This window comes from Streptomyces sp. NPDC001492, from assembly GCF_053597275.1.
In genome coordinates this window covers 46,451-66,017 of record NZ_JBSFHW010000045.1, presented here as the reverse complement: position 1 = coordinate 66,017, position 19,567 = coordinate 46,451, and the positions used below count along the sequence as shown (strand labels likewise).

Here is a 19,567-nt window from a genome sequence, read left to right as displayed (position 1 = left end):
AGTCGCCCGGCGGCAAGAGCCCGAAATCATGCGCGTCCGCATGGACACCTATCCTGGAGTCGGTCGGACAGCGCGGTCCGCTCTGATTCCTTTCCCGGATGTCAGGGCCGTATGCGGCGCCTGCCGCGCGGCCCAGGGCACCGGGTTCCCCTCCCGGACGAGCTTCAACACTGCAAGGAGCCGCACCTGTGAGCAGTGCCGACGACCAGACCACCACGACGAGCAGCGAACTGCGCGCCGACATCCGGCGGCTGGGAGACCTCCTCGGCGAGACCCTCGTGAGGCAGGAGGGCCCCGAGCTGCTGGAACTCGTCGAAAAGGTCCGCCGCCTCACCCGCGAGGACGGAGAGGCCGCCGCCGAACTGCTGCGCGGCACCGAACTGGAGACCGCCGCCAAGCTGGTCCGCGCCTTCTCCACCTACTTCCACCTCGCCAATGTCACCGAACAGGTCCACCGCGGCCGCGAACTGCGCGCCAAGCGCGCCGCCGAGGGCGGCCTGCTGGCCCGTACCGCCGACCGGCTGAAGGACGCCGACCCCGAGCACCTGCGCCAGACGGTCCGCCACCTCAACGTGCGCCCCGTGTTCACGGCGCACCCCACCGAGGCCGCGCGCCGGTCGGTCCTCAACAAGCTCCGGCGCATCGCCGCACTCCTGGAGACCCCGGTCATCGAGGCCGACCGCCGCCGCCACGACACCCGTCTGGCCGAGAACATCGACCTCGTATGGCAGACCGACGAACTCCGCGTCGTCCGCCCCGAGCCCGCCGACGAGGCCCGCAACGCCATCTACTACCTCGACGAGCTCCACGCCGGCGCCGTCGGCGACGTCCTGGAGGACCTGACCGCCGAACTGGAGCGCGTCGGCGTCAAGCTCCCCGACGACACCCGCCCCCTCACCTTCGGCACCTGGATCGGCGGTGACCGCGACGGCAACCCCAACGTCACCCCCCAGGTCACCTGGGACGTCCTGATCCTCCAGCACGAGCACGGCATCAACGACGCCCTGGAACTCATCGACGAACTCCGCGGCTTCCTGTCGAACTCCATCCGCTACACCGGCGCCACCCAGGAACTCCTCGACTCCCTCCAGGCCGACCTGGAACGCCTCCCCGAGATCAGCCCCCGCTACAAGCGCCTCAACGCCGAGGAGCCCTACCGCCTCAAGGCCACCTGCATCCGGCAGAAGCTGGAGAACACCAAGCAGCGCCTCGCCAAGGGCACCCCGCACGAGACGGGCCGCGACTACCTCGGCACCAGCGAGCTCCTCGCCGACCTCACCCTCATCCAGACCTCCCTGCGCGAACACCGCGGCGGCCTCTTCGCCGAAGGCCGCATGAACCGCACCATCCGCACCCTCGCCGCCTTCGGCCTCCAGCTCGCCACCATGGACGTACGCGAACACGCCGACGCCCACCACCACGCCCTCGGCCAGCTCTTCGACCGCCTCGGCGAGGAGTCCTGGCGCTACGCCGACATGCCCCGCGACTACCGCGCCAAGCTCCTCGCCAAGGAACTCAGGTCCAGAAGGCCCCTCGCCCCCACCCCGGCACCCGTCGACGCGCCCGGCGAGAAGACCCTCGGCGTCTTCCAGACCGTCAAGCGGGCCCTGGAGATCTTCGGACCCGAGGTCGTCGAGTCGTACATCATCTCCATGTGCCAGGGCGCCGACGACGTCTTCGCCGCCGCCGTCCTCGCCCGCGAGGCCGGCCTCATCGACCTGCACGCCGGCTGGGCCAAGATCGGCATCGTGCCCCTCCTGGAGACCACCGACGAGCTCAAGGCCGCCGACACCATCCTCGAGGACATGCTCTCCGACCCGTCCTACCGGCGCCTCGTCGCGTTGAGGGGCGACGTCCAGGAGGTCATGCTCGGCTACTCCGACTCCTCCAAGTTCGGCGGCATCACCACCAGCCAGTGGGAGATCCACCGCGCCCAGCGCCGACTGCGCGACGTCGCCCACCGCTACGGCGTACGGCTGCGCCTCTTCCACGGCCGCGGCGGCACCGTCGGCCGCGGCGGCGGCCCCTCCCACGACGCGATCCTCGCCCAGCCCTGGGGCACCCTCGAAGGCGAGATCAAGGTCACCGAACAGGGCGAGGTCATCTCCGACAAGTACCTCGTACCGTCCCTGGCCAGGGAGAACCTCGAACTCACGGTCGCCGCGACCCTCCAGGCCTCCGCCCTGCACACCGCACCCCGCCAGTCCGTCGAGGCCCTCGCCCGCTGGGACGCCGCCATGGACGTCGTCTCCGACGCCGCCCACGCCGCCTACCGCGCACTCGTCGAGGACCCCGACCTGCCGACGTACTTCCTCGCCTCCACGCCGGTCGACCAGCTCGCCGACCTGCACCTCGGCTCACGACCCTCCCGCCGCCCCGGCTCCGGCGTCTCGCTCGACGGCCTGCGCGCCATCCCCTGGGTCTTCGGCTGGACCCAGTCCCGGCAGATCGTCCCCGGCTGGTTCGGCGTCGGCTCCGGCCTGAAGGCACTGCGCGAAGCCGGCCTCGACACCGTGCTCGACGAGATGCACGAACAGTGGCACTTCTTCCGCAACTTCATCTCCAACGTCGAGATGACCCTCGCCAAGACCGACCTGCGGATCGCCGCCCACTACGTCGACACCCTCGTCCCCGACGAACTCAAGCACGTCTTCGACACCATCAAGGCCGAGCACGAACTCACCGTGCGCGAGGTGCTCAAGGTGACCGGAGAGAAGGAACTCCTCGACGCCGCCCCCGTGCTGAAGCAGACCTTCAGCATCCGCGACGCCTACCTGGACCCGATCTCCTACCTCCAGGTCGCCCTCCTCAAGCGCCAGCGCGACGCCGCGGCCGCCGGCGAACAGCCCGACCCGCTGCTCTCCCGCGCCCTCCTGCTCACCGTCAACGGCGTGGCAGCCGGCCTGCGCAACACCGGCTGAGACCCCGCACATGAAAGTGCCCCCCGGCTCCTGAGAAGCCGGGGGGCACCCTCATGCCGTACGTCAGGCCCTGCGCCGGCGCACCACCAGATAACCGCCGCCGGCCACCAGCGCGGCCGCGACTCCCGAGAGCAGACCCACCGGAGCACCGTTACCCGTCTCGGCCAGGTCACCACCGGAACCACCCTGCGGCGACGCCGAAGCGGACACGGACCCGGACGAAGGCGCGGACGAAGACGAAGACCCGGGCGACGGAGACGACGACGAAGACGCAGACGGAGACGCCGAGGACGACGCCGACGCAGAAGGCGTCGAACCGCCGCCGCCCTCCGAGTCCTCGCAGTCCGTCCAGAACACCTTGTGCTTGGCGGCGCCCTTCTCACCGTCGAAGTTCCAGAACAGCTTGTAGTGCCCGTCGGGCAGCGACATGTCCGCCGTACGGCCATGGCCCTCGGCGTCCAGCGTGATGGCACCGGTCTTCACCGTCTCGCCCTTCACACCGGCCGTCGGAGCCCAGGCCTCGATGTGCCAGTCGACCTGCTGGACCGCGTCAAAACCGAACGCGTCCAGATAGAACGTGCAGACGTGCGGCTCGTTCCGCTTCAGCTCCTCGCCGGTGGTGGCGTCATGGATCTTCACGGTCCCGTTGTCACCGGGAACAGTGGCGTGAGCGGCAACAGGCGCAGAGAACAGCGCCGCCGCGGCGACGGCGGTCAGAGCGCCGGCGCGGGTGAGGGTACGCATGGGGCAAGTCCATCTTCGAGTTACGGACGGGAAGATGTGGAGGGGGCGGCTAAGCATCCAGCCACACCTGACCCAAGGTCAATCACGAACAGAGAACGCTCGGATTCTCCACACGACGGAGAACGGGAAAAGCCGTCAGATAGTCACGAAAGCTGCCGTCAGCAACACGACCCCCGACCCCGCCATGACCCACCCGGCCCGCGTCCGCCCCAGCCCCCCGGCCACCACCACCGCGGCCAGCAGCAACGCCCCGCCGAACGGCACCCACGCATACAGAATCCCCGCCGGCCCCGAGCGCACGACCTCATCGCTGCCCGGCTTCACCACCACCGTGTACGTCTGCCCCTTGCGCACCGCGACCGTCTTCTCGATGACCACCCGGTCACGACCCGAAGAACCCTGCGAAACCGGCGTAAAGCGACCCGAACACGAATCGTCCCCGCACCGCGACACCTCGATCGTGCCGCGCTCCCGCCCCTTCGTGAGCATCACATACGGAGCCGTCCGCCACGACGCCCACACCCCGGCGACCAGAATCAACACCGCAACCGTGCCCATCGCCGCAAACCGCCCGAACCGCAAGGCGGCAACCGAGGCCCGACGCGAAACCCGACGGGCAGAGGCGGCAGAGGCAGGCATGGCCGGGATCATTGGCCATGCCCCCACACCAGGTCAACTCCGGTGGGGGACAAGTCAGGAGTTGTACGTGCTTTGCGCCCGCTCCAACCCCTCGATCACCAGACACTCCACCGCATCCGCCGCCCGGTCCACGAAGTAGTCCAGCTCCTTGCGCTCGGCGGACGAGAAATCCTTCAGCACAAAATCAGCGACCTGCATACGACCAGGAGGCCGCCCGATCCCGAACCGCACCCGGTGATACTCCGCCCCGAACGCCTTCGTCATCGACTTCAACCCGTTGTGCCCGTTGTCCCCACCGCCCAGCTTCAGACGAAGAGTGCCGTAATCGATGTCCAGCTCGTCATGCACCGCCACGACGTTCGCCACCGGCACCTTGTAGAAATCCCGCAACGCGTTCACCGGACCGCCCGAGAGATTCATGTACGACATCGGCTTCGCCAGAATCACCCGCCGATTCGCCGGACCCACAGGCCCGATCCGCCCCTCCACGACCTGAGCCTGAGCCTTCCCCGCACGCTTGAACCTCCCCCCGATCCGCTCGGCCAGCAGATCCGCCACCATGAACCCGACGTTGTGCCGGTTCATCGCATACTCGGGTCCCGGATTCCCGAGGCCGACAATCAGCCAGGGGGAATTGGCAGGGGTGGTCACGTAACTCTCTCCTTGATACGCGCCAGCCGCTGCCCCCCGAGGGAACAGCGGCTGAACGAAACGAAGACGGTGAGGATCAGGCCTCGGCGACCTCTTCGCCCTCGGCACCCTCGCCCTCGGTGGCCTCCTCGGCCTGCGAGGCCAGGACCTGAAGGACGACCGTGTCCTCCTCGACGGCCAGCGTGGTGCCCTTCGGCAGCGTGATGTCCTTGGCGAGGACGGAGGCACCGGCCTCCAGACCCTCGACCGACACGGTGACGGCCTCGGGGATGTGCGTGGCCTCGGTCTCGACCGGCAGCGCGTTCAGGACGTGCTCCAGCAGGTTGCCACCCGGGGCCAGCTCGCCCTCGGTGTGCACCGGGATCTCGACCGTGACCTTCTCGCCGCGCTTGACCAGCAGCAGGTCGACGTGCTCCAGGAAACCCTTGATCGGGTCACGCTGAACCGACTTCGGGATCGCCAGCTCGTTCGTCTTGCCGTCGATGTCCAGAGCGATCAGGACGTTCGGCGTACGCAGCGCGAGCAGCAGGTCGTGACCCGGAAGGGTCAGGTGCAGCGGGTCGGAACCGTGACCGTACAGAACACCGGGAACCTTGCTGTCACGACGGATACGACGGGCAGCACCCTTACCGAACTCGGTACGGGTCTCGGCGGTGAGCTTCACCTCGGACATGATCACTCCTCGTGGAAAACAGGAACGGACGTGGTCACCCGGCCACGAACGGCCTGCTACGAAGAGCGCGTCGATAACGGATCGCCATACCCCGCCAAAAACGGGTACGGCCTCCCTCGCCGAGCAACTGCAGCAGTCTACTCGGCCAAGGAGGCCACACCCAAAACGATCTCCGGCAGCGGCAGAACCCACCGGGGCCCCGCCGGCGCAGAACCCTTACTGCTCGTCGAACAGGCTCGTCACCGAACCATCCTCGAACACCTCACGCACCGCACTCGCAATCGTCGGCGCAATCGACAACACCGTGATCTTGTCCAGATCCCGGCCCAGCTCAGCAGGCGTCGGCAGCGTGTTCGTGAACACGAACTCACTCACCCGCGAGTTCTTCAGACGGTCCGCAGCGGGACCGGACAGCACACCATGCGTGGCCGTCACGATCACATCCTCCGCACCATGCGCGAACAGCGCATCGGCCGCGGCACAGATGGTGCCACCCGTGTCGATCATGTCGTCGACCAGGACACACACCCGACCCTTGACCTCACCCACGACCTCATGGACGGTCACCTGGTTCGCCACGTCCTTGTCCCGACGCTTGTGCACGATCGCCAGCGGCGCACCCAGACGGTCACACCAACGGTCAGCGACGCGCACACGCCCCGCGTCCGGCGAAACCACCGTCAGCTTGTTCCGGTCCACCTTCTCGCCCACATAGTCCGCAAGCAGCGGAAGAGCGAAGAGATGATCGACGGGCCCGTCGAAGAAGCCCTGAATCTGGTCCGTGTGCAGATCCACGGTCAGCAGGCGGTCCGCACCCGCCGTCTTCATCAGATCAGCCACCAGCCGAGCCGAGATCGGCTCACGACCACGGTGCTTCTTGTCCTGCCGCGCATAACCGTAGAACGGCACGATGACCGTGATGGACCGCGCCGAAGCCCGCTTCAGCGCATCGATCATGATCAACTGCTCCATGATCCACTGATTGATCGGAGCCGTGTGGCTCTGGATCACAAAGCAGTCCGCGCCACGCGCCGACTCCTGATAACGGACGTAGATCTCACCGTTCGCGAAGTCGAATGCCTTCGTCGGGACGACGCCGACCCCCAGCTGCTGGGCGACCTCCTCGGCAAGCTCGGGGTGGGCGCGGCCGGAGAAGAACATCATCTTCTTCTCGCCGGTCGTCTTGATCCCGGTCACAGCTGTCTCCTCAGAGGTGTCTCAACTGGGTGTGCACTTATCACGGTACGCCGACTCCGGCGCACCCGTTTCCGGTCAGCCTTCGCTCTCGACCTGCCGAGACGCCGCCTCAGCCGCCTGAGCCGCCGCGCTCCCCGGACGCTTACGAACCACCCAACCCTCGATATTCCGCTGCTGACCACGGGCCACAGCCAACGAACCGGGCGGCACATCCTTCGTGATCACAGACCCCGCAGCAGTGTACGAGCCGTCCCCGACAGTGACAGGAGCCACAAACATATTGTCCGCACCCGTCCTGCAATGCGACCCGACCGTCGAGTGATGCTTCTCCTGACCGTCGTAGTTCACGAACACGCTGGCGGCACCGATGTTCGTGTACTCACCGATCGTCGCGTCACCGACATAGGAGAGGTGGGGGATCTTGGTCCCCTCGCCGATGGAGGCGTTCTTCGTCTCGACGTACGTACCGATCTTGCCCTTCGCACCCAGCCGGGTCCCCGGACGGAGATAGGCGAACGGGCCTACCTTCGCCTGCGGCCCGATGTGAGCACTGTCGGCCACCGTGTTGTCGACACGAGCCCCGGCGTCCACCCGGGTGTCGGTGAGACGAGTGTTGGGCCCGACCTCCGCGCCCTCACCGAGGTGCGTGGAGCCGTGCAGCTGTGTACCCGGGTGGACGACGGCGTCCTGCTCGAACGTGACCGTCACATCGACCCAGGTCGTCGCCGGGTCGATCACGGTGACGCCGGCAAGCATGGCGCTGGTCAGCAGCCGGTCGTTGAGGATGCGACGCGCCTCGCTCAGCTGCACACGGTTGTTAATCCCGGCGATCTCATGGTGATCGGCGGCAACGGAGGCCCCCACGCGATGACCGGCCTCACGGAGGATCCCGAGGACGTCGGTCAGGTACTCCTCGCCCTGGCTGTTGTCCGTACGCACCTTCTTCAGCGCATCCGCCAGCAGCAGACCGTCGAACGCGAACACACCGGAGTTGATCTCACGGATCGCGCGCTGCGTCTCGGTGGCGTCCTTGTGCTCGACGATCTCGGTGACGGCACCCGTCGCCTCGTCGCGGATGATCCGGCCGTAGCCGGTCGCGTCCGGGACCTCGGCGGTCAGCACGGTCACGGCGTTCGAGTCGGCGGAGTGGGTCGCGGTGAGCCGCTGGAGCGTTTCACCGGTGAGCAGGGGGGTGTCGCCGCACACGACGACGACGGTGCCGTCGACACTGCCGCCGAGCTCCTCCAGGGCGATGCGTACGGCGTGCCCCGTGCCGTTCTGCTCGGCCTGCACCGTGGTGCGTACGGCGGGGTCGGTCTCGGCGAGGTGCGCGGTGACCTTCTCGCGCGCGTGCCCGACCACGACGACGAGGTTCTCGGGGTCCAACTCACGGGCGGCGGCGAGCACATGCCCCACGAGGCTGCGGCCACAGATCTCGTGCAGGACCTTGGGTGTGGCCGACTTCATACGGGTGCCCTCACCCGCTGCGAGAACGACGACGGCTGCCGGGCGAATGGCGCTCACGGGGTTGCCCTTCGGCTGTGGAGTGAGTGGGGACATCCGCAGGATACCGGGGCGTTTCTTGGGGGACATGGGAGCGGGCCCTGACGGTGCTGTCAGGGCCCGAACCGAGCAGCTCCGCCAGCTGGATTCGAACCAGCACTACAGGGCTTCAAAGGCCCGCGGGCTACCAGTTACCCCATGGCGGATGGCTGCGTCAGACCTTACCTGAGACGTGCTGGGGCCTGAGCCACCATTCCCTTCCACCAGCCCTCGATCTTGCGGTAGAGCTCGGCGCCTTGTGCCACGCGGATGACCAGGCAGCCTCGGTAGTCATCGCCGACGTTCTTGCGCACGGTCTTGGGGTTGTGCTTCTTGATGGTCGTCTTTTGGAAGCGGCAGACGTCGACGCCTACGACGTCTGCCCAGTAGCGTTTGGCGCCCTCCACATCGGCAGTCACGTGGATCATCACGCGGTATGCCAGGCGCTCGGGCTCGACGCCGAGCAAGGTGAGCCAGGCGAGGTAGAGCTGGATCACACCAGGGTCGCTATTGACGAAGAGGACGTTCTCTCGGCGGGCATACGACTTGTCCTTGGAGCCCTCGGCCCAGTACAGGGCGACACCCGCCATGAACAAATCACGGTCGGACATCTCGCCGATCTGCTCTGACGCGGCCGACTTGGTTCGCTGCCGCTCCTCGTCCCGGATCGCCAGCTCGTGTTCCCACCGCTTCCGGGCTGCCAGCTTCGCCTGCTCCGACGGATCGCGCCGCTCCGGCCTCGGCAGATCCCGTACCCACAGCGAGATCGAACTCTTCGAGCACCCCAGCTCCACCTGGATCTGGTCGTACGTCCAGCCCTGGAGTCGGAGCTCCCGTGCCCTGTCCCGCAGGTCGTCCTTCGCGTTCGGGCGCTTCGTCCATTCCGGAGGGGGCTCGCCCTCCAGGAGGCGGTTGAGGATGTCGTTGTTGTCGACGTGCAGGCGGTCGCGGATCTGGCGGCGGCTGAGGCCGGACCGCCGCAGCGCGACCGCCCGCTCCCGTAGTCCCTCGAAGTCGGCGTATTTGCCTTGTGCATGTGCCATAGGCATACCGTCCGGGCGGAATCCGGGGTTCCGGGGGCGAACAATGTGCGATTCAGCAGTTCGAGGGATATCGGTCTGTTTCGCTTACGTTCGGTTACGGAGTGTGGTGTAGACCCATCGCGAAAACTCGCCGGAAAACGGGGCGCGGACGCCCGTAGGCTGGAGGCATGACCACGACGGGGGAAGTGCACGCGGCGGCCCGGGGAGGGCCGTGGTGGTGGGCCAGGTGGCGCAGTGCCGTGCTGGACGTGAGCTTGGCTTTTGTGTCCGCGGTGGAGTGTGCGTTCGAGGGTGTTCGGTTTGCTCGGGACGCGGGGATTCCGGTGGCCGCGGGGGTTGTTTTCGGGGTGCTTGCCGGCTCGGCGCTGCTGGTGAGGCGGCAGTGGCCGATTGCTGTGGTGCTGGTGTCGATCGCCATTACCCCGGCCCAGATGGGTTACCTGATGGGGATCGTCGGGCTGTACACCTTGGCGGCCTCCGAACTGCCGCGGCGGATCATCGGGTCGTTGGCGGGGATGTCGCTCGTCGGCATGTTGATCGTGATGTTCGTGCGGGTGCGGCAGGACATGGCGCGGGGGACGTGGGATCTGGGGGACTGGTTCGTTCCGTTCGCTGCGATCACGACGGCGATCGGGATGACCGCGCCGCCTCTGCTGCTGGGGCTTTATGTGGGGGCTCGGCGGCGGCTGATGGAGAGCTTGCGGGAGCGGGCGGACAGTCTTGAGCGTGAGTTGCAGTTGCTGGCGGAGCGGGCCGAGGAGCGGGCCGAGTGGGCGCGGAACGAGGAGCGGACTCGGATTGCGCGGGACATGCATGACGTTGTCGCGCATCGGGTGAGTCTGATGGTGGTGCATGCCGCCGCGTTGCAGGCCGTTGCTCGTAAGGACCCGGAGAAGGCCGTCAGGAATGCCGCGTTGGTGGGGGACATGGGGCGGCAGGCGTTGACCGAGTTGCGGGAGATGCTCGGGGTGCTGCGGAGTGGGGACGGGGCTCGGCGGAGCGAGCAGGCCGTGCCGCTTGTGGCGGTGGGGGTGGCTGCTGCTGTGGCGGCTTCGAGGGTCGTGGATGAGGGGGAGGGGCCCTGCCTGGAGGAGTTGGAGGAGCTCGTCGGGCAGTCGGCGGCCGCGGGGATGGTGGTGGATCTGTCCGTCGAGGGGGATGTGCGGTCGTATGCCGCTGAGGTGGAGCAGACGGCGTATCGCGTGGTGCAGGAGGCGTTGACGAACGTCCACAAGCATGCGGCGGGTGCGAAGACGCATGTGCGGCTTGCGCATCGGGTGTCGGAGATCGCGATGCAGGTGGAGAACGAGCCGCCGCCGGAGGTGGCTTCGGCGTCGTCGGCGCGTTTGCCGTCCGGGGGGAACGGTCTGGTGGGGATGAAGGAGCGGGTGACGGCGCTGGGTGGGGTGTTTGTGTCGGGGCCGACGGATGCGGGGGGTTTCCGGGTGTCGGCGGTGATTCCGGCGGCGTAGTGGCCCGTGTGTGTTTCCGGGCGTTCAGCCTGCGGTGAGTCGTACGGGTTCGATGCCTGAGATGAGGCCGCCGAGGGCTTGGTCGATGTCGGGGCCGAGGTACCAGTCGCCTGTGTGATCGAGGGCGTAGATGCGGCCTTCGGTGTCGACGGCGAGGAGGGAGTGGGTCTCTGTCTCGGTGCCGAGGGGGCTGACTTCGGTGTCGAGGGCGCGGCCGAGGTCGTTGAGGGTGCGGGCCATGTGGAGGCCGTGCAGGGGGTCGAGGTGGAGGGCTGCGGGGGCGATCTGGCGGCCGGGTCCGGTGGGGGTGATGTGGAGGCCGCCGAATTCTGCCCAGGCTTCTACGGCGGCGGGGAAGACGGCGTGGCGGTGGCCTGCGGGTGAGGTGTGGTCGCGGAGGGCGTCGGCCCAGATCTCGGCCTGTTTTATGTCCCAGCGTCCGGGTTGCCAGCCGGCGGCGCGGAGGGCGGCGTCGACGGGTACGGGGAAGCGCGTGGTCGAGGTGCGGTCGGGGTGCATCTGCCCTTCGATCGTCGAGTTCGCTGAGGTCACGGTTCGGCGCGGGGCCGTCTTCCTGGTGGGTCTTCCTTGTGGGTCTTTCTCGTGCGTCTTTCTTGTAGTGGTGGGGGTCAGTCGTCTGCTGCGGGGTCGACGATGCGGACGCCGTAGTGGGCGCTGAGGGCGGTGCAGGCGCGGCAGGGGGTGGCGAAGCTGCCGTGGAGGGGGTCGCCGTCCTCGCGGATGCGGCGGGCGGTGAGTTTGGCCTGTTTGAGGGCTTTGCGGGCTTCGCCGTGGGTCATGGGTTTGCGGGTGGCGCGTTTGCTGCGGGCGGCGTCGGCGGCGGCTATGTGGCGGGAGATGAGGATGGTTTCGGCGCAGCGGCCGGTGAAGCGGTCGCGCCCGGCGCTGGGGAGGGTGTCGAGGAAGTCCTGGACGAGTGGGTGCAGGGGTGGGGGCTGGTCGCCGCGGGCGGCGGTGCCGGTGAGGGTGGCGCCGCGGACGGAGAGGGCGGCGGCGATGGTGGGGAGTATGCCGTCGCGGCGGTGGAGGAGGGCGGGTGCGTGGGGGGTTTCGGTGGCGCTCCAGCCGATGCGGGGGTCGCCGGACGGCCCTGTGTGCGGTGCCGTGTGTGGTCCGGCCTGCGTGGCGTTCATGATCGTCATCCCCTCCCGAGCCTCCCCGGAGGTCACAGAGTGCCAAATGCCGTGGCTGGTGCGGAAGCTGGGGCGGTGCGACACGCCCGGGTTTGGGCGGGCTGTCACGGCGGGGTGACGGCTGGTCACGGAAGCGGAGGGCGGCTGGCCGGTGCCCGGTGACCGGTGCGGTCGTACCGCATAGGCTGTCGGCACCGCGATCCACGCGGCCGACGTGTGGAGAGGGTTGTACAGGAGATACGGGGCGGGTTGGCCGATGGCGGTCATCGCGGTCCGTAACGAACGCCGCAGGGGGCAACCGCCATGACGACAGGTCGGCTCGGGCAGCAAGCCGCGCCGCCGAACGCGGCCTATGCCGGGCAGGTCGTGCATTTCCCGGATCCGGTCCGGGCGGCACGTCACCCGAGAGGGGTACGCGTTGACGAGCGTGGGTACCCCGATTTCTCGGTCTATGCGCGTGCTGCTGCGGAGATCGCGGAGCCGCCGGAGGGTTTCGGTGTCGACGAGTTGCGGCTGACGGACTACGTCTCGGCGAACGCGGCTCTTGCCGCCTCGGGTCATGAGCTGTGGGACACGGTGCCTGCGGTGGCGACGCCGCATGGCTGGACGTGGCATCACGTGGTGGGTTCGCGGCGGCTGGAGTTGGTGCCGGTCGAGGTGAAGGCGTTGCTGCGGCATCACGGTGGGATCGCGACGGCGGCGGTGGATCAGGGCAAGCGGGGGACGCGGCCGTTGCAGGAGACGCGGCCTGCGCATTTCGGGTTGCCGAAGTCGGGTGTGGCGGTGACGGAGTCGCAGGTGCAGGGGGTCGAGGAGGACCTCGGGTATCGGCTGCCGGGTGCGTACCGTTCGTTTCTGAAGGCTGCGGGTGGGTGTGCGCCGGTGGGTGCGGCGCTGGATGCCGAGCTGGGGTTGCTGGTCGACCAGCCGTTCTTCACGGTGCGGGACGAGGCGGCGGTCAATGATCTGGTCTACGTCAACAAGTGTCTGCGTGACCATCTGACCAAGGATTACTTGGGTGTTGGGTTTGTGCAGGGCGGTTTGCTGGCGGTGAAGGTGAAGGGCGAGCGGCTCGGTTCGGTGTGGTTCTGTGCGTATGACGACGCGCGGGACGTGGATCCTTCGTGGGCGCCGGCGGATCGGGTGGAGCGGTTGCTGCTGCCGTGCGGTGAGGACTTCGACGCGTTCTTGGCGCGGCTTGCGGGTAATCCGCCGGAGTTGGAGACGGTGGCGAATCTGATGGTGGACGGCGGGTTCGCGCATTCCGTTCCGGTCGCTTCCGTCTCTTCGGTGGGGGAGTGAGCGTTGCGATGGTGACCTTCGCGCAGGCGCAGGAGCGCGCCGAGGAGTGGATCAACGGGGATGTGCCGGCGTATCAGCATCGTGAGGTGCGGGTGCGGGAGTTCGGGCTCGGGTTCGTGGTGTGGGCCGAGGACCGGGCGGAGGGGCCGCGTTCGGACGGGGGTCTGCAGCGGCTGGTGATCGCCCGGGACAGCGGTGAGGCGACGTTGTGGCCGTCGTTGCCGGTGGGTGAGGTGATTCGCCGGTACGAGGAGGAGTACGGCCGGCGGGACGAGGCTGCGGAGCCGGTGCCGGCGGCTTCGGCGCGGGTGGATCTGAATCAGACGTCGTTTCTGCTGAGTCCTCCGGAGTGGTTGCAGGAGGCGGCGGACAAGTTGGGGATCGCGGATCGGCGGGGTGGTGCGGCTGCTTCGCCGGGTGACGGTGCTCGGTGGCCGGAGGCCGGGGCGGGTGACGCGCCGGGTGCGCCGGGTTCGCCCGTGGGGGCGACTCCGTGGGCCGGGACGGACACCAACGGTGGCGGTGAGGACCTTTCCGTCCCGCTGCCGGCGACCGTGTTCGCGCCGCCGTTGAACGATGCGGGCGAGGAGACACCGCCGGACGCCGAGACGGCGCTGATGGCGGGCGGCAGCGGGCTTCCGCGGACGACGGAGGGGCCGCCGCCTCCGCCGCCGGCCCCTCCGTCGTACGGCTATCCGCAGGCGCCGGGTGTCCCCGGGCGGCCGCTCGCGCCGAACGCCGGGGAGATCGCCGACGCCGCGACGAGCAAGGCGGCTCCGCCGCGCCGGGGTCCGTCCACGCCGCCTCCGCCGAGCGCACCTCCGCCGGGGCCCGGTGCGGGCGGGTACGTTCCGACGCAGCTGGTGTCGGCGCTCGGTCCCGAGGGGCCTGAGGGTGCGGGCCCTGGGGCTCTGGGGGGTGCCCCGAATCCGCCGGGTGCACCGACTCCTCCGGGCGGCCCCCACCCGCCGGGTGCGCCGAACGCGCCGGGCGGTACACCTCCGGCCAACGTCCACCAGGCCGCCACGATGCTCGCCGACCCCAGCCGGATGGGGCCGGGGGCGCCGCAGCCTCCGGGCGCACCTGGTGCTCCGGGCGCGGGGGCGCCGCAGCCTCCGGGGCCTCCGGGTGCTCCCGGCGCTCCGCAGCCTCCGGGTGCTCCCGGCGGTCCCTTCCCTCCGGGTGCTCCCGGTGCGCCTGGTTTTCCGCAGGCGCCAAGTACTGCTGGCGCTCCGGGGGGTCCTGGCGTGCCTCAGTCTCCCGGTGCTCCGGGCGGCCCTGGCTTCCCGCAGCCTTCCGGTGGTCCGGGTGGTCCCGGCTTCCCGCAGCCTCCAGGTGCTCCTGGTGGTTCTCAGCCTTCCGGCGCTGGGGGTGGCTCTGGTGCCGGGCAGCCTCCGGTGGGCCCTGGTGGTCCGGGCGGCCCCGGCTTCCCGCAGCCTTCCGGTGCTCCGGGTGGCCCCGGCTTCCCGCAGCCTCCAGGTGCTCCTGGTGGCCCCAGTGGTTCTCAGCCTTCCGGTGCTCCGGGTGGTTCGGGTGCCCCGCAGCCTCCGGTGGGCCCCGGTGGTCCGGGTGGCCCCGGCTTCCCGCAGCCTCCCGGTGGTCCCGGTGCTCCCGGTGGTTCTCAGCCTTCCGGCGCTCCGGCCGGCCCCGGCTTCCCGCAGCCGCCGGGAGCTCCGAATGCACCCGCGGCCCCCGGCACCCCGCTGCCCCCTGGCGCTCCGGGAGGTCCTGGCGGCCCCGGTGCTCCCGGTTCTGCCGGTGGTCGAGGTGCCGTACATCATGCGGAGACGGTGCTGGCCGGGCCTCCGGTGGGCGCACCCGGTGCGCCCCCGCCGCCGGCTCCCGGTGCCCCCGGTATGGCTCCGGGCGCGCCGCAGTCGCCCGTGCCGCCGCCCGCGTACGGCTATCCGCAGCCGCAGGGGCAGCCCACGGTCGGACCCGGTTATCAGGCGGTGCTTCGGTACCGGGCGCAGGACGGGTCCGAGCAGCAGTTGATCCGGCGGTCGGCGCCGGGTGTGCCGCACCCGGAGTGGCAGATCTTCCATGAGCTGCGCGGGATGAACGTGCCGCCGGACCAGGTGCTGGAGCTGCACACGGAGCTGGAGTCGTGCGAGCTGCCGGGTGCGTACTGTGCGCGGATGATCCGGGAGCAGTGGCCGCAGGCGCGGATCACGTCCATCGCGCCGTACGGGACGGATCACGCGAGCCGGCAGCAGGGCATGCAGCAACTGCTCGCGCACCAGGGCGAGTTGCACCAGGTGGCGGACGGGCCGGCCCGTCCTGCGCCGGTGCGGGCACCGTTGCCGCCGGTGCAGGCGGCGGCGCCGATTCCGCCGGAGGCGGTGGGGCAGGAGCTGGCGGGTGCGTTCGGGCCGGGTGTGTTCCGGTTCGAGCAGGCCGCCGTGTCCCGGCAGGGTGTGCCGCCGGTGGTGGCGCACTCGCTGGTGGCGGCGGGGCTGCCGACGGACATGGGTCCGTTCTTCTGGGCGCAGGCCCAGCCGGGGCGGCCGGTGCCTACGCTCGCCGAGCTCGCGCAGGAGCGAGGTGTGCAGCCGGCCTCGGACGCGGGTTCGTATCTCGTCATGGGCAGCGACTTCGGGCGGGCGGTGTGTGTGCAGTACGGCACCGCGAACATCGTGGCCGTGCCGGTGGAGGCGGGGCCCGGTGGTGCGCCGGTGCCGCCGCAATTCGTGAACACGGGGCTGCCGGAGTTCCAGCGGTGTCTGGCGCTGCTGGGCCGGATGTGGCGCTTGCGGTTCGGGCTGAACCAGGAGCAGGCGGGCCGTTGGACCGTCGACTTCCAGGCTCAGCTGGCCTCTCTCGACCCGGCGGCGCTCGGTTCGCCGGAGAGCTGGTGGTCGGTGCTGCTGGAGCAGATGTGGGACGGGCTGCTGTGATGCACCACCGCTGAGAACCTGGGCTGCTTGCTGCGGGGCCGGGCCGGTCGTTGTGACCGGCCCGGCCCTTTTGCGTTCGTACGCCGATCGCAATCCGCCTACGGAGTGTCGCGTTATGAACACTTCTGCCCGATATATCAAGATGTGCGCGAAATCATCATTGCGCGCCCGTACGGCGGAGAGTTCGGCGGAGAGGGGTTCCAGGATGAGCAGCACACCGATCTCGCCCCATGGCTTCGGGGCCGTACGGGGGCGTGGTTACTGTCCCGAACAGGTCGAGGTGTTCGCCGAGGCGCTCTCCCTGGACCGGGATGCCGCCTGGGAGCGGGCGGCCCGGCTCACCGTCCTCGCCAAGGACATGGAGGCGGAGGCCGCGCTGCTGAAGGAGACCGTGGCGCAGCTGTCCCCGCAGACGTACGAGGCGCTCGGGGAGGGCGCCCGAGACCTCTTCCAGCATGTACAGGACGAGGCGGCGGCCGTGCGGGAGCGCGCCCGGCAGGAGGCGCAGCGCCTGGTGGAGGCCGCCCAGGCGCATGCGAGCAGTGTGCTCGGTGCCGCCGAGGCGCACGCGGAGTCCGTACGCGCCGCCGCCGAGGAACACGCCGGCCGGCGGCTGCTGGCGGCGCGCACCGAGGCCGACGAGATCCGCATCGGTGCCCGGCGTGCGCTGAAGGACGGCCGGGGCGAGGTGCTGTCCGTGCTCAGGGAGGCACGGCAGCGCGCCACCGTGAAACTCGCCGAGCAGGCCAAGGAGTTCGCCGAGCGGTGGGACGAGGTGGAGCGGGCCGAGGCCGAGCGCGCGGCGGCGATCGATGCGCACGCCGCCGGGCTGATGGCCCGGGCGGAGGCCGAGCTGGCCGAGGCGCGGCGGGAGTTCATGGACGCGGAGGAGTACGCCCACCGCTGCCAGGACGAGGCGAGTGCGCGCGCCGCGGAGATCCTCGCGGCGGCGCGGCGGCAGGAGGAGCAGATCGCCCGGGAGACCGAGCAGGTGCTCCAGCAGCACAGCGAGCAGTCGGACGAGTTGCAGGTGCAGATGGACAACGTACGCAACAGTCTTACGGCGTTGACGGGTTCGGCGTCGGGGGAGTGACGGGCGGGACAGGGGCGCCCGGCACAGGCCGCGCCTCCGTCCCGCCGACCACGGCCTGTGCCGCCCGCGTGCCGCGGGCCGTCACCCGCTCCTGCGGACCGCTCCCGCCAGGATCCACCCCTCGACCGCCTCGTACTGGCGTCGCTGTTCCTCGGAGGCCCGGCGGCCGGAGGCCACCGTGCCGAGCCAGCCGAAGGCGAAGCCCAGGGGGATCGTCACCAGGCCGGTGGTGGTGAACGGGAACCAGTTGAAGTCCGCGCCGGGGAAGGCGGAGACGGGGGAGCCGGAGACCAGGTTGGTGCCCGGCATGACCAGCAGGACCGCGAGCGTGCCGCCGATCAGCGTGCACAGCAGGCCCATACGGGTGTAGCGGCGCCAGAAGAGGCTGTAGACCAGCGCGGGGGCGATCGCGGAGGCGCCCAGGCAGAAGGACAGGGTCACCAGGGGTTGCAGGCTGTGGTGCTGGACCAGGGTGGCCAGCAGGATCGCCGGGACGCCCACCGCGAGGGCGGAGAGGCGGGCCAGCAGCATCTCGCGGCGCTCCGACATCTCCTGCACACGGGTGGCGAAGACGTCGTGGGCGAGGGAGTTGGCGCAGGCGAGGATCATCCCGGCGACCGAGGCGAGCAGGGTCAGGAAGATCGCCGTGGTGACCGTGGTGAACAGGAACGTCTCCGACGTCGACACGTTCGCACCGAACGCCGCCCGTGAGCCGAGCAGATAGGCCGTGTTGCCCTGGGGGTCGGCCTGCGCGATCGCCGCCCGTCCGATCAGGGCCGTGGCGCCGAATCCGACGACCGTCATGATGAGGACGAACAGCACCACCGACGACACCGCCCAGGACATCGAGCGGCGCACCTGACGGGCGCTGCGCGCGGTGTACATGCGCATGGTGACATGCGGCAGGCAGGCGCCGCCGAGGACGATGGTGAGCTCCGAAGTGATCATGTCCAGGCGGGGGTTGGCGCTGCCCGCGAACTCGACGCCGGAGTGCAGGAAGGCGGAGCCGACGCCGCTCTGGGTGGCCGCGGCGTTGAACAGCGCTCCCGGATCCCAGTCGAAGCGCTGGAGTACGAGCAGGGCGACGACGGCGCCGGAGCCGAGCAGCATCACGATCTTCAGGATCTGGATGAGGGCGGTGCCCTTCATGCCGCCGATCGCCGCGTAGCTGATCATCAGGGCGCCGAGCCCGATGATGCAGCCGGTCTTCAGCGAGTCGCCGGAGAAGCCGAGGATGAACGCCAACAGCTGCCCGGTGCCCGCCAGTTGGACCAGCATCAGCGGCAGCAGTGCGGCGATGGTCACCACACAGGCGGCCATGCGGACGCTGCGGCCCGGCATACGGCGGGTCAGCGCGTCGCCCATGGTGAACCGGCCCGCGTTGCGCAGGGGTTCGGCCAGCAGGAACATCAGCAGCATCAGCGACAGGGCGGTGCTCAGGGCGAGCGCGATCCCGTCGTAGCCGCACAGGGCGATCACGCCGCCCGTGCCGAGCACGCTCGCCGCGGAGATGTAGTCGCCGGCGATCGCGAGCCCGTTGCGCATGGGGGAGAGGGAGCCGTAGCCGGTGTAGAACTCGTCGAGGTCGTCGCCGTCCGGGCCGGTCATCACGCACAGCAGCAGGGTGATCGCGGCGACGGTGGAGAAGGCGACCAGGGACATGGCCTGGGCGCTTCCGCTGAACCCGGTCATCGCGCGGCCTCCCGCTTGGCGTCCAGCTCGGCCTGCTTGCGGATGCGCTCCGCGATCGGGTCGACGTAGCGGCGGGCCGTGTGCTCGTACAGTGCGATCGCCAGCCAGGTGACGGGTATCTGGAGCAGGGCGAGCAGCAGCCCGGTGGGCAGTCCGTCGGTGACGGTGGTCGTCATGAACGACGGGGCGAACGCGGACAGGATCAGGAACAGCGTGAAGTAGCCGAGCGCGGTGAGGGTGGCGGTGCGCCGCTGCCAGCGGTGCGCGCTGCGCAGGATCCGCAGGTCGCTGTGGTGGCCGAGAGGGGCCTCAGCAGGGCGGCGCCGTCTGGCCGGCTCGGGCGGCGGGGAGGGCGGCATCCACGGATAGCTGGCCTCGTACGGCAGGGACGTGTTCTGTGGTGCATGGCGGTACGGGTACGACGGGGACCGGTCGTAGGACATCCCGGTGCTCCTTGCGTGGCTCGGGTCCTGTGCGGGGGACCGCAGGGAGGTTGGGGGGCGTGCGGAGCCACGCACGCTACTCGCCGGTTTCCGGGCGCGTGGCG

Annotated in this window: 16 protein-coding genes and 1 tRNA gene; 5 read left to right on the top strand and 12 right to left on the bottom strand. The window is 69.6% G+C overall.

The features are described from left to right. Positions 1–188: 188 nt before the first annotated feature. Entirely contained in the window at positions 189–2,921 is a 2,733-nt protein-coding gene (ppc, locus tag ACWC1K_RS39975) for a phosphoenolpyruvate carboxylase (protein ID WP_450837974.1), read from the top strand. Positions 2,922–2,984: 63 nt separating this feature from the next. Here the strand turns inward: ppc and ACWC1K_RS39970 are convergent, their stop codons facing one another. The 8 genes from ACWC1K_RS39970 to ACWC1K_RS39935 all read right to left on the bottom strand — a co-directional run bounded on the left by ACWC1K_RS39970 (position 2,985) and on the right by ACWC1K_RS39935 (position 9,410). Further along, on the bottom strand, positions 2,985–3,665 hold the full coding sequence (locus ACWC1K_RS39970; RefSeq protein WP_450837973.1) for an LPXTG cell wall anchor domain-containing protein: 681 nt from the start codon (positions 3,663–3,665) through the stop codon (positions 2,985–2,987). 135 nt (positions 3,666–3,800) lie between these two features. Next, positions 3,801–4,316, bottom strand: coding sequence for a hypothetical protein (locus ACWC1K_RS39965; protein ID WP_450837972.1), 516 nt, complete (start codon positions 4,314–4,316; stop codon positions 3,801–3,803). Between the two features lie 42 nt (positions 4,317–4,358). Then, positions 4,359–4,955: an aminoacyl-tRNA hydrolase gene (gene pth / locus ACWC1K_RS39960; protein WP_450837970.1), complete on the bottom strand. Its 597-nt coding sequence runs from the start codon at positions 4,953–4,955 to the stop codon at positions 4,359–4,361. A gap of 76 nt (positions 4,956–5,031) precedes the next feature. Beyond that, entirely contained in the window at positions 5,032–5,628 is a 597-nt protein-coding gene (locus ACWC1K_RS39955) for a 50S ribosomal protein L25/general stress protein Ctc (RefSeq protein WP_450837968.1), read from the bottom strand. A 216-nt stretch (positions 5,629–5,844) separates the two neighbouring features. Continuing rightward, positions 5,845–6,825 (bottom strand): ribose-phosphate diphosphokinase, encoded by a 981-nt coding sequence (locus tag ACWC1K_RS39950; RefSeq protein WP_099929380.1) that lies wholly within the window; start codon positions 6,823–6,825, stop codon positions 5,845–5,847. A gap of 75 nt (positions 6,826–6,900) precedes the next feature. Next, the gene (gene glmU / locus ACWC1K_RS39945; RefSeq protein ID WP_450837967.1) at positions 6,901–8,349 is read right to left on the bottom strand and encodes a bifunctional UDP-N-acetylglucosamine diphosphorylase/glucosamine-1-phosphate N-acetyltransferase GlmU; all 1,449 of its coding nucleotides are present in this window, start codon (positions 8,347–8,349) and stop codon (positions 6,901–6,903) included. 112 nt (positions 8,350–8,461) lie between these two features. Beyond that, positions 8,462–8,534: transfer RNA gene (locus tag ACWC1K_RS39940), tRNA-Gln, on the bottom strand. Between the two features lie 15 nt (positions 8,535–8,549). Continuing rightward, positions 8,550–9,410 (bottom strand): hypothetical protein, encoded by an 861-nt coding sequence (locus ACWC1K_RS39935; RefSeq protein ID WP_450837965.1) that lies wholly within the window; start codon positions 9,408–9,410, stop codon positions 8,550–8,552. Positions 9,411–9,577: 167 nt separating this feature from the next. Here ACWC1K_RS39935 and ACWC1K_RS39930 point away from each other — a divergent pair, with 167 nt between their 5' ends. Next, complete coding sequence (locus ACWC1K_RS39930; RefSeq protein ID WP_450837963.1) at positions 9,578–10,882, top strand: sensor histidine kinase; 1,305 nt, start codon at positions 9,578–9,580, stop codon at positions 10,880–10,882. A 24-nt stretch (positions 10,883–10,906) separates the two neighbouring features. Here ACWC1K_RS39930 and ACWC1K_RS39925 read toward each other — a convergent pair whose 3' ends face one another. Then, complete coding sequence (locus ACWC1K_RS39925; protein WP_266965094.1) at positions 10,907–11,401, bottom strand: SUKH-3 domain-containing protein; 495 nt, start codon at positions 11,399–11,401, stop codon at positions 10,907–10,909. A 110-nt stretch (positions 11,402–11,511) separates the two neighbouring features. Continuing rightward, the gene (locus ACWC1K_RS39920) at positions 11,512–12,045 is read right to left on the bottom strand and encodes a YwqJ-related putative deaminase (RefSeq protein WP_450837961.1); all 534 of its coding nucleotides are present in this window, start codon (positions 12,043–12,045) and stop codon (positions 11,512–11,514) included. A 294-nt stretch (positions 12,046–12,339) separates the two neighbouring features. Here ACWC1K_RS39920 and ACWC1K_RS39915 point away from each other — a divergent pair, with 294 nt between their 5' ends. From ACWC1K_RS39915 to ACWC1K_RS39905, 3 genes are all read left to right on the top strand, one after another. Next, positions 12,340–13,338 carry an SMI1/KNR4 family protein gene (locus ACWC1K_RS39915; RefSeq protein ID WP_450837960.1) on the top strand — a complete coding sequence of 333 codons (999 nt, stop codon included), beginning with the start codon at positions 12,340–12,342 and terminating at the stop codon, positions 13,336–13,338. A gap of 8 nt (positions 13,339–13,346) precedes the next feature. Then, positions 13,347–16,235: an SUKH-4 family immunity protein gene (locus ACWC1K_RS39910; protein WP_450838001.1), complete on the top strand. Its 2,889-nt coding sequence runs from the start codon at positions 13,347–13,349 to the stop codon at positions 16,233–16,235. Positions 16,236–16,440: 205 nt separating this feature from the next. After that, positions 16,441–17,328 carry a cellulose-binding protein gene (locus tag ACWC1K_RS39905; protein ID WP_450837958.1) on the top strand — a complete coding sequence of 296 codons (888 nt, stop codon included), beginning with the start codon at positions 16,441–16,443 and terminating at the stop codon, positions 17,326–17,328. Between the two features lie 81 nt (positions 17,329–17,409). Here ACWC1K_RS39905 and ACWC1K_RS39900 read toward each other — a convergent pair whose 3' ends face one another. Together ACWC1K_RS39900 and ACWC1K_RS39895 are read right to left on the bottom strand one after the other, a co-directional pair. After that, positions 17,410–19,020, bottom strand: a complete 1,611-nt coding sequence (locus ACWC1K_RS39900; RefSeq protein ID WP_450837956.1) for a sodium/solute symporter — start codon at positions 19,018–19,020, stop codon at positions 17,410–17,412. Further along, complete coding sequence (locus ACWC1K_RS39895; protein WP_450837955.1) at positions 19,017–19,463, bottom strand: DUF485 domain-containing protein; 447 nt, start codon at positions 19,461–19,463, stop codon at positions 19,017–19,019. Before ACWC1K_RS39895 ends, ACWC1K_RS39900 begins: the two co-directional genes overlap by 4 nt. Between the last annotated feature and the right edge of the window lie 104 nt (positions 19,464–19,567).

Coding starts and splice junctions, on each gene's coding strand:
- ACWC1K_RS39930 (WP_450837963.1), top strand. CDS start 9,578: ATGACCACGACGGGGGAAGTGCACGCGGCGGCCCGGGGAGGGCCGTGG.
- ACWC1K_RS39970 (WP_450837973.1), bottom strand. CDS start 3,665: ATGCGTACCCTCACCCGCGCCGGCGCTCTGACCGCCGTCGCCGCGGCG.
- ACWC1K_RS39910 (WP_450838001.1), top strand. CDS start 13,347: ATGGTGACCTTCGCGCAGGCGCAGGAGCGCGCCGAGGAGTGGATCAAC.
- ACWC1K_RS39900 (WP_450837956.1), bottom strand. CDS start 19,020: ATGACCGGGTTCAGCGGAAGCGCCCAGGCCATGTCCCTGGTCGCCTTC.
- ACWC1K_RS39935 (WP_450837965.1), bottom strand. CDS start 9,410: ATGGCACATGCACAAGGCAAATACGCCGACTTCGAGGGACTACGGGAG.
- ACWC1K_RS39895 (WP_450837955.1), bottom strand. CDS start 19,463: ATGTCCTACGACCGGTCCCCGTCGTACCCGTACCGCCATGCACCACAG.
- ACWC1K_RS39955 (WP_450837968.1), bottom strand. CDS start 5,628: ATGTCCGAGGTGAAGCTCACCGCCGAGACCCGTACCGAGTTCGGTAAG.
- ACWC1K_RS39920 (WP_450837961.1), bottom strand. CDS start 12,045: ATGACGATCATGAACGCCACGCAGGCCGGACCACACACGGCACCGCAC.
- ACWC1K_RS39965 (WP_450837972.1), bottom strand. CDS start 4,316: ATGATCCCGGCCATGCCTGCCTCTGCCGCCTCTGCCCGTCGGGTTTCG.
- ACWC1K_RS39925 (WP_266965094.1), bottom strand. CDS start 11,401: ATGCACCCCGACCGCACCTCGACCACGCGCTTCCCCGTACCCGTCGAC.
- ACWC1K_RS39915 (WP_450837960.1), top strand. CDS start 12,340: ATGACGACAGGTCGGCTCGGGCAGCAAGCCGCGCCGCCGAACGCGGCC.
- ACWC1K_RS39905 (WP_450837958.1), top strand. CDS start 16,441: ATGAGCAGCACACCGATCTCGCCCCATGGCTTCGGGGCCGTACGGGGG.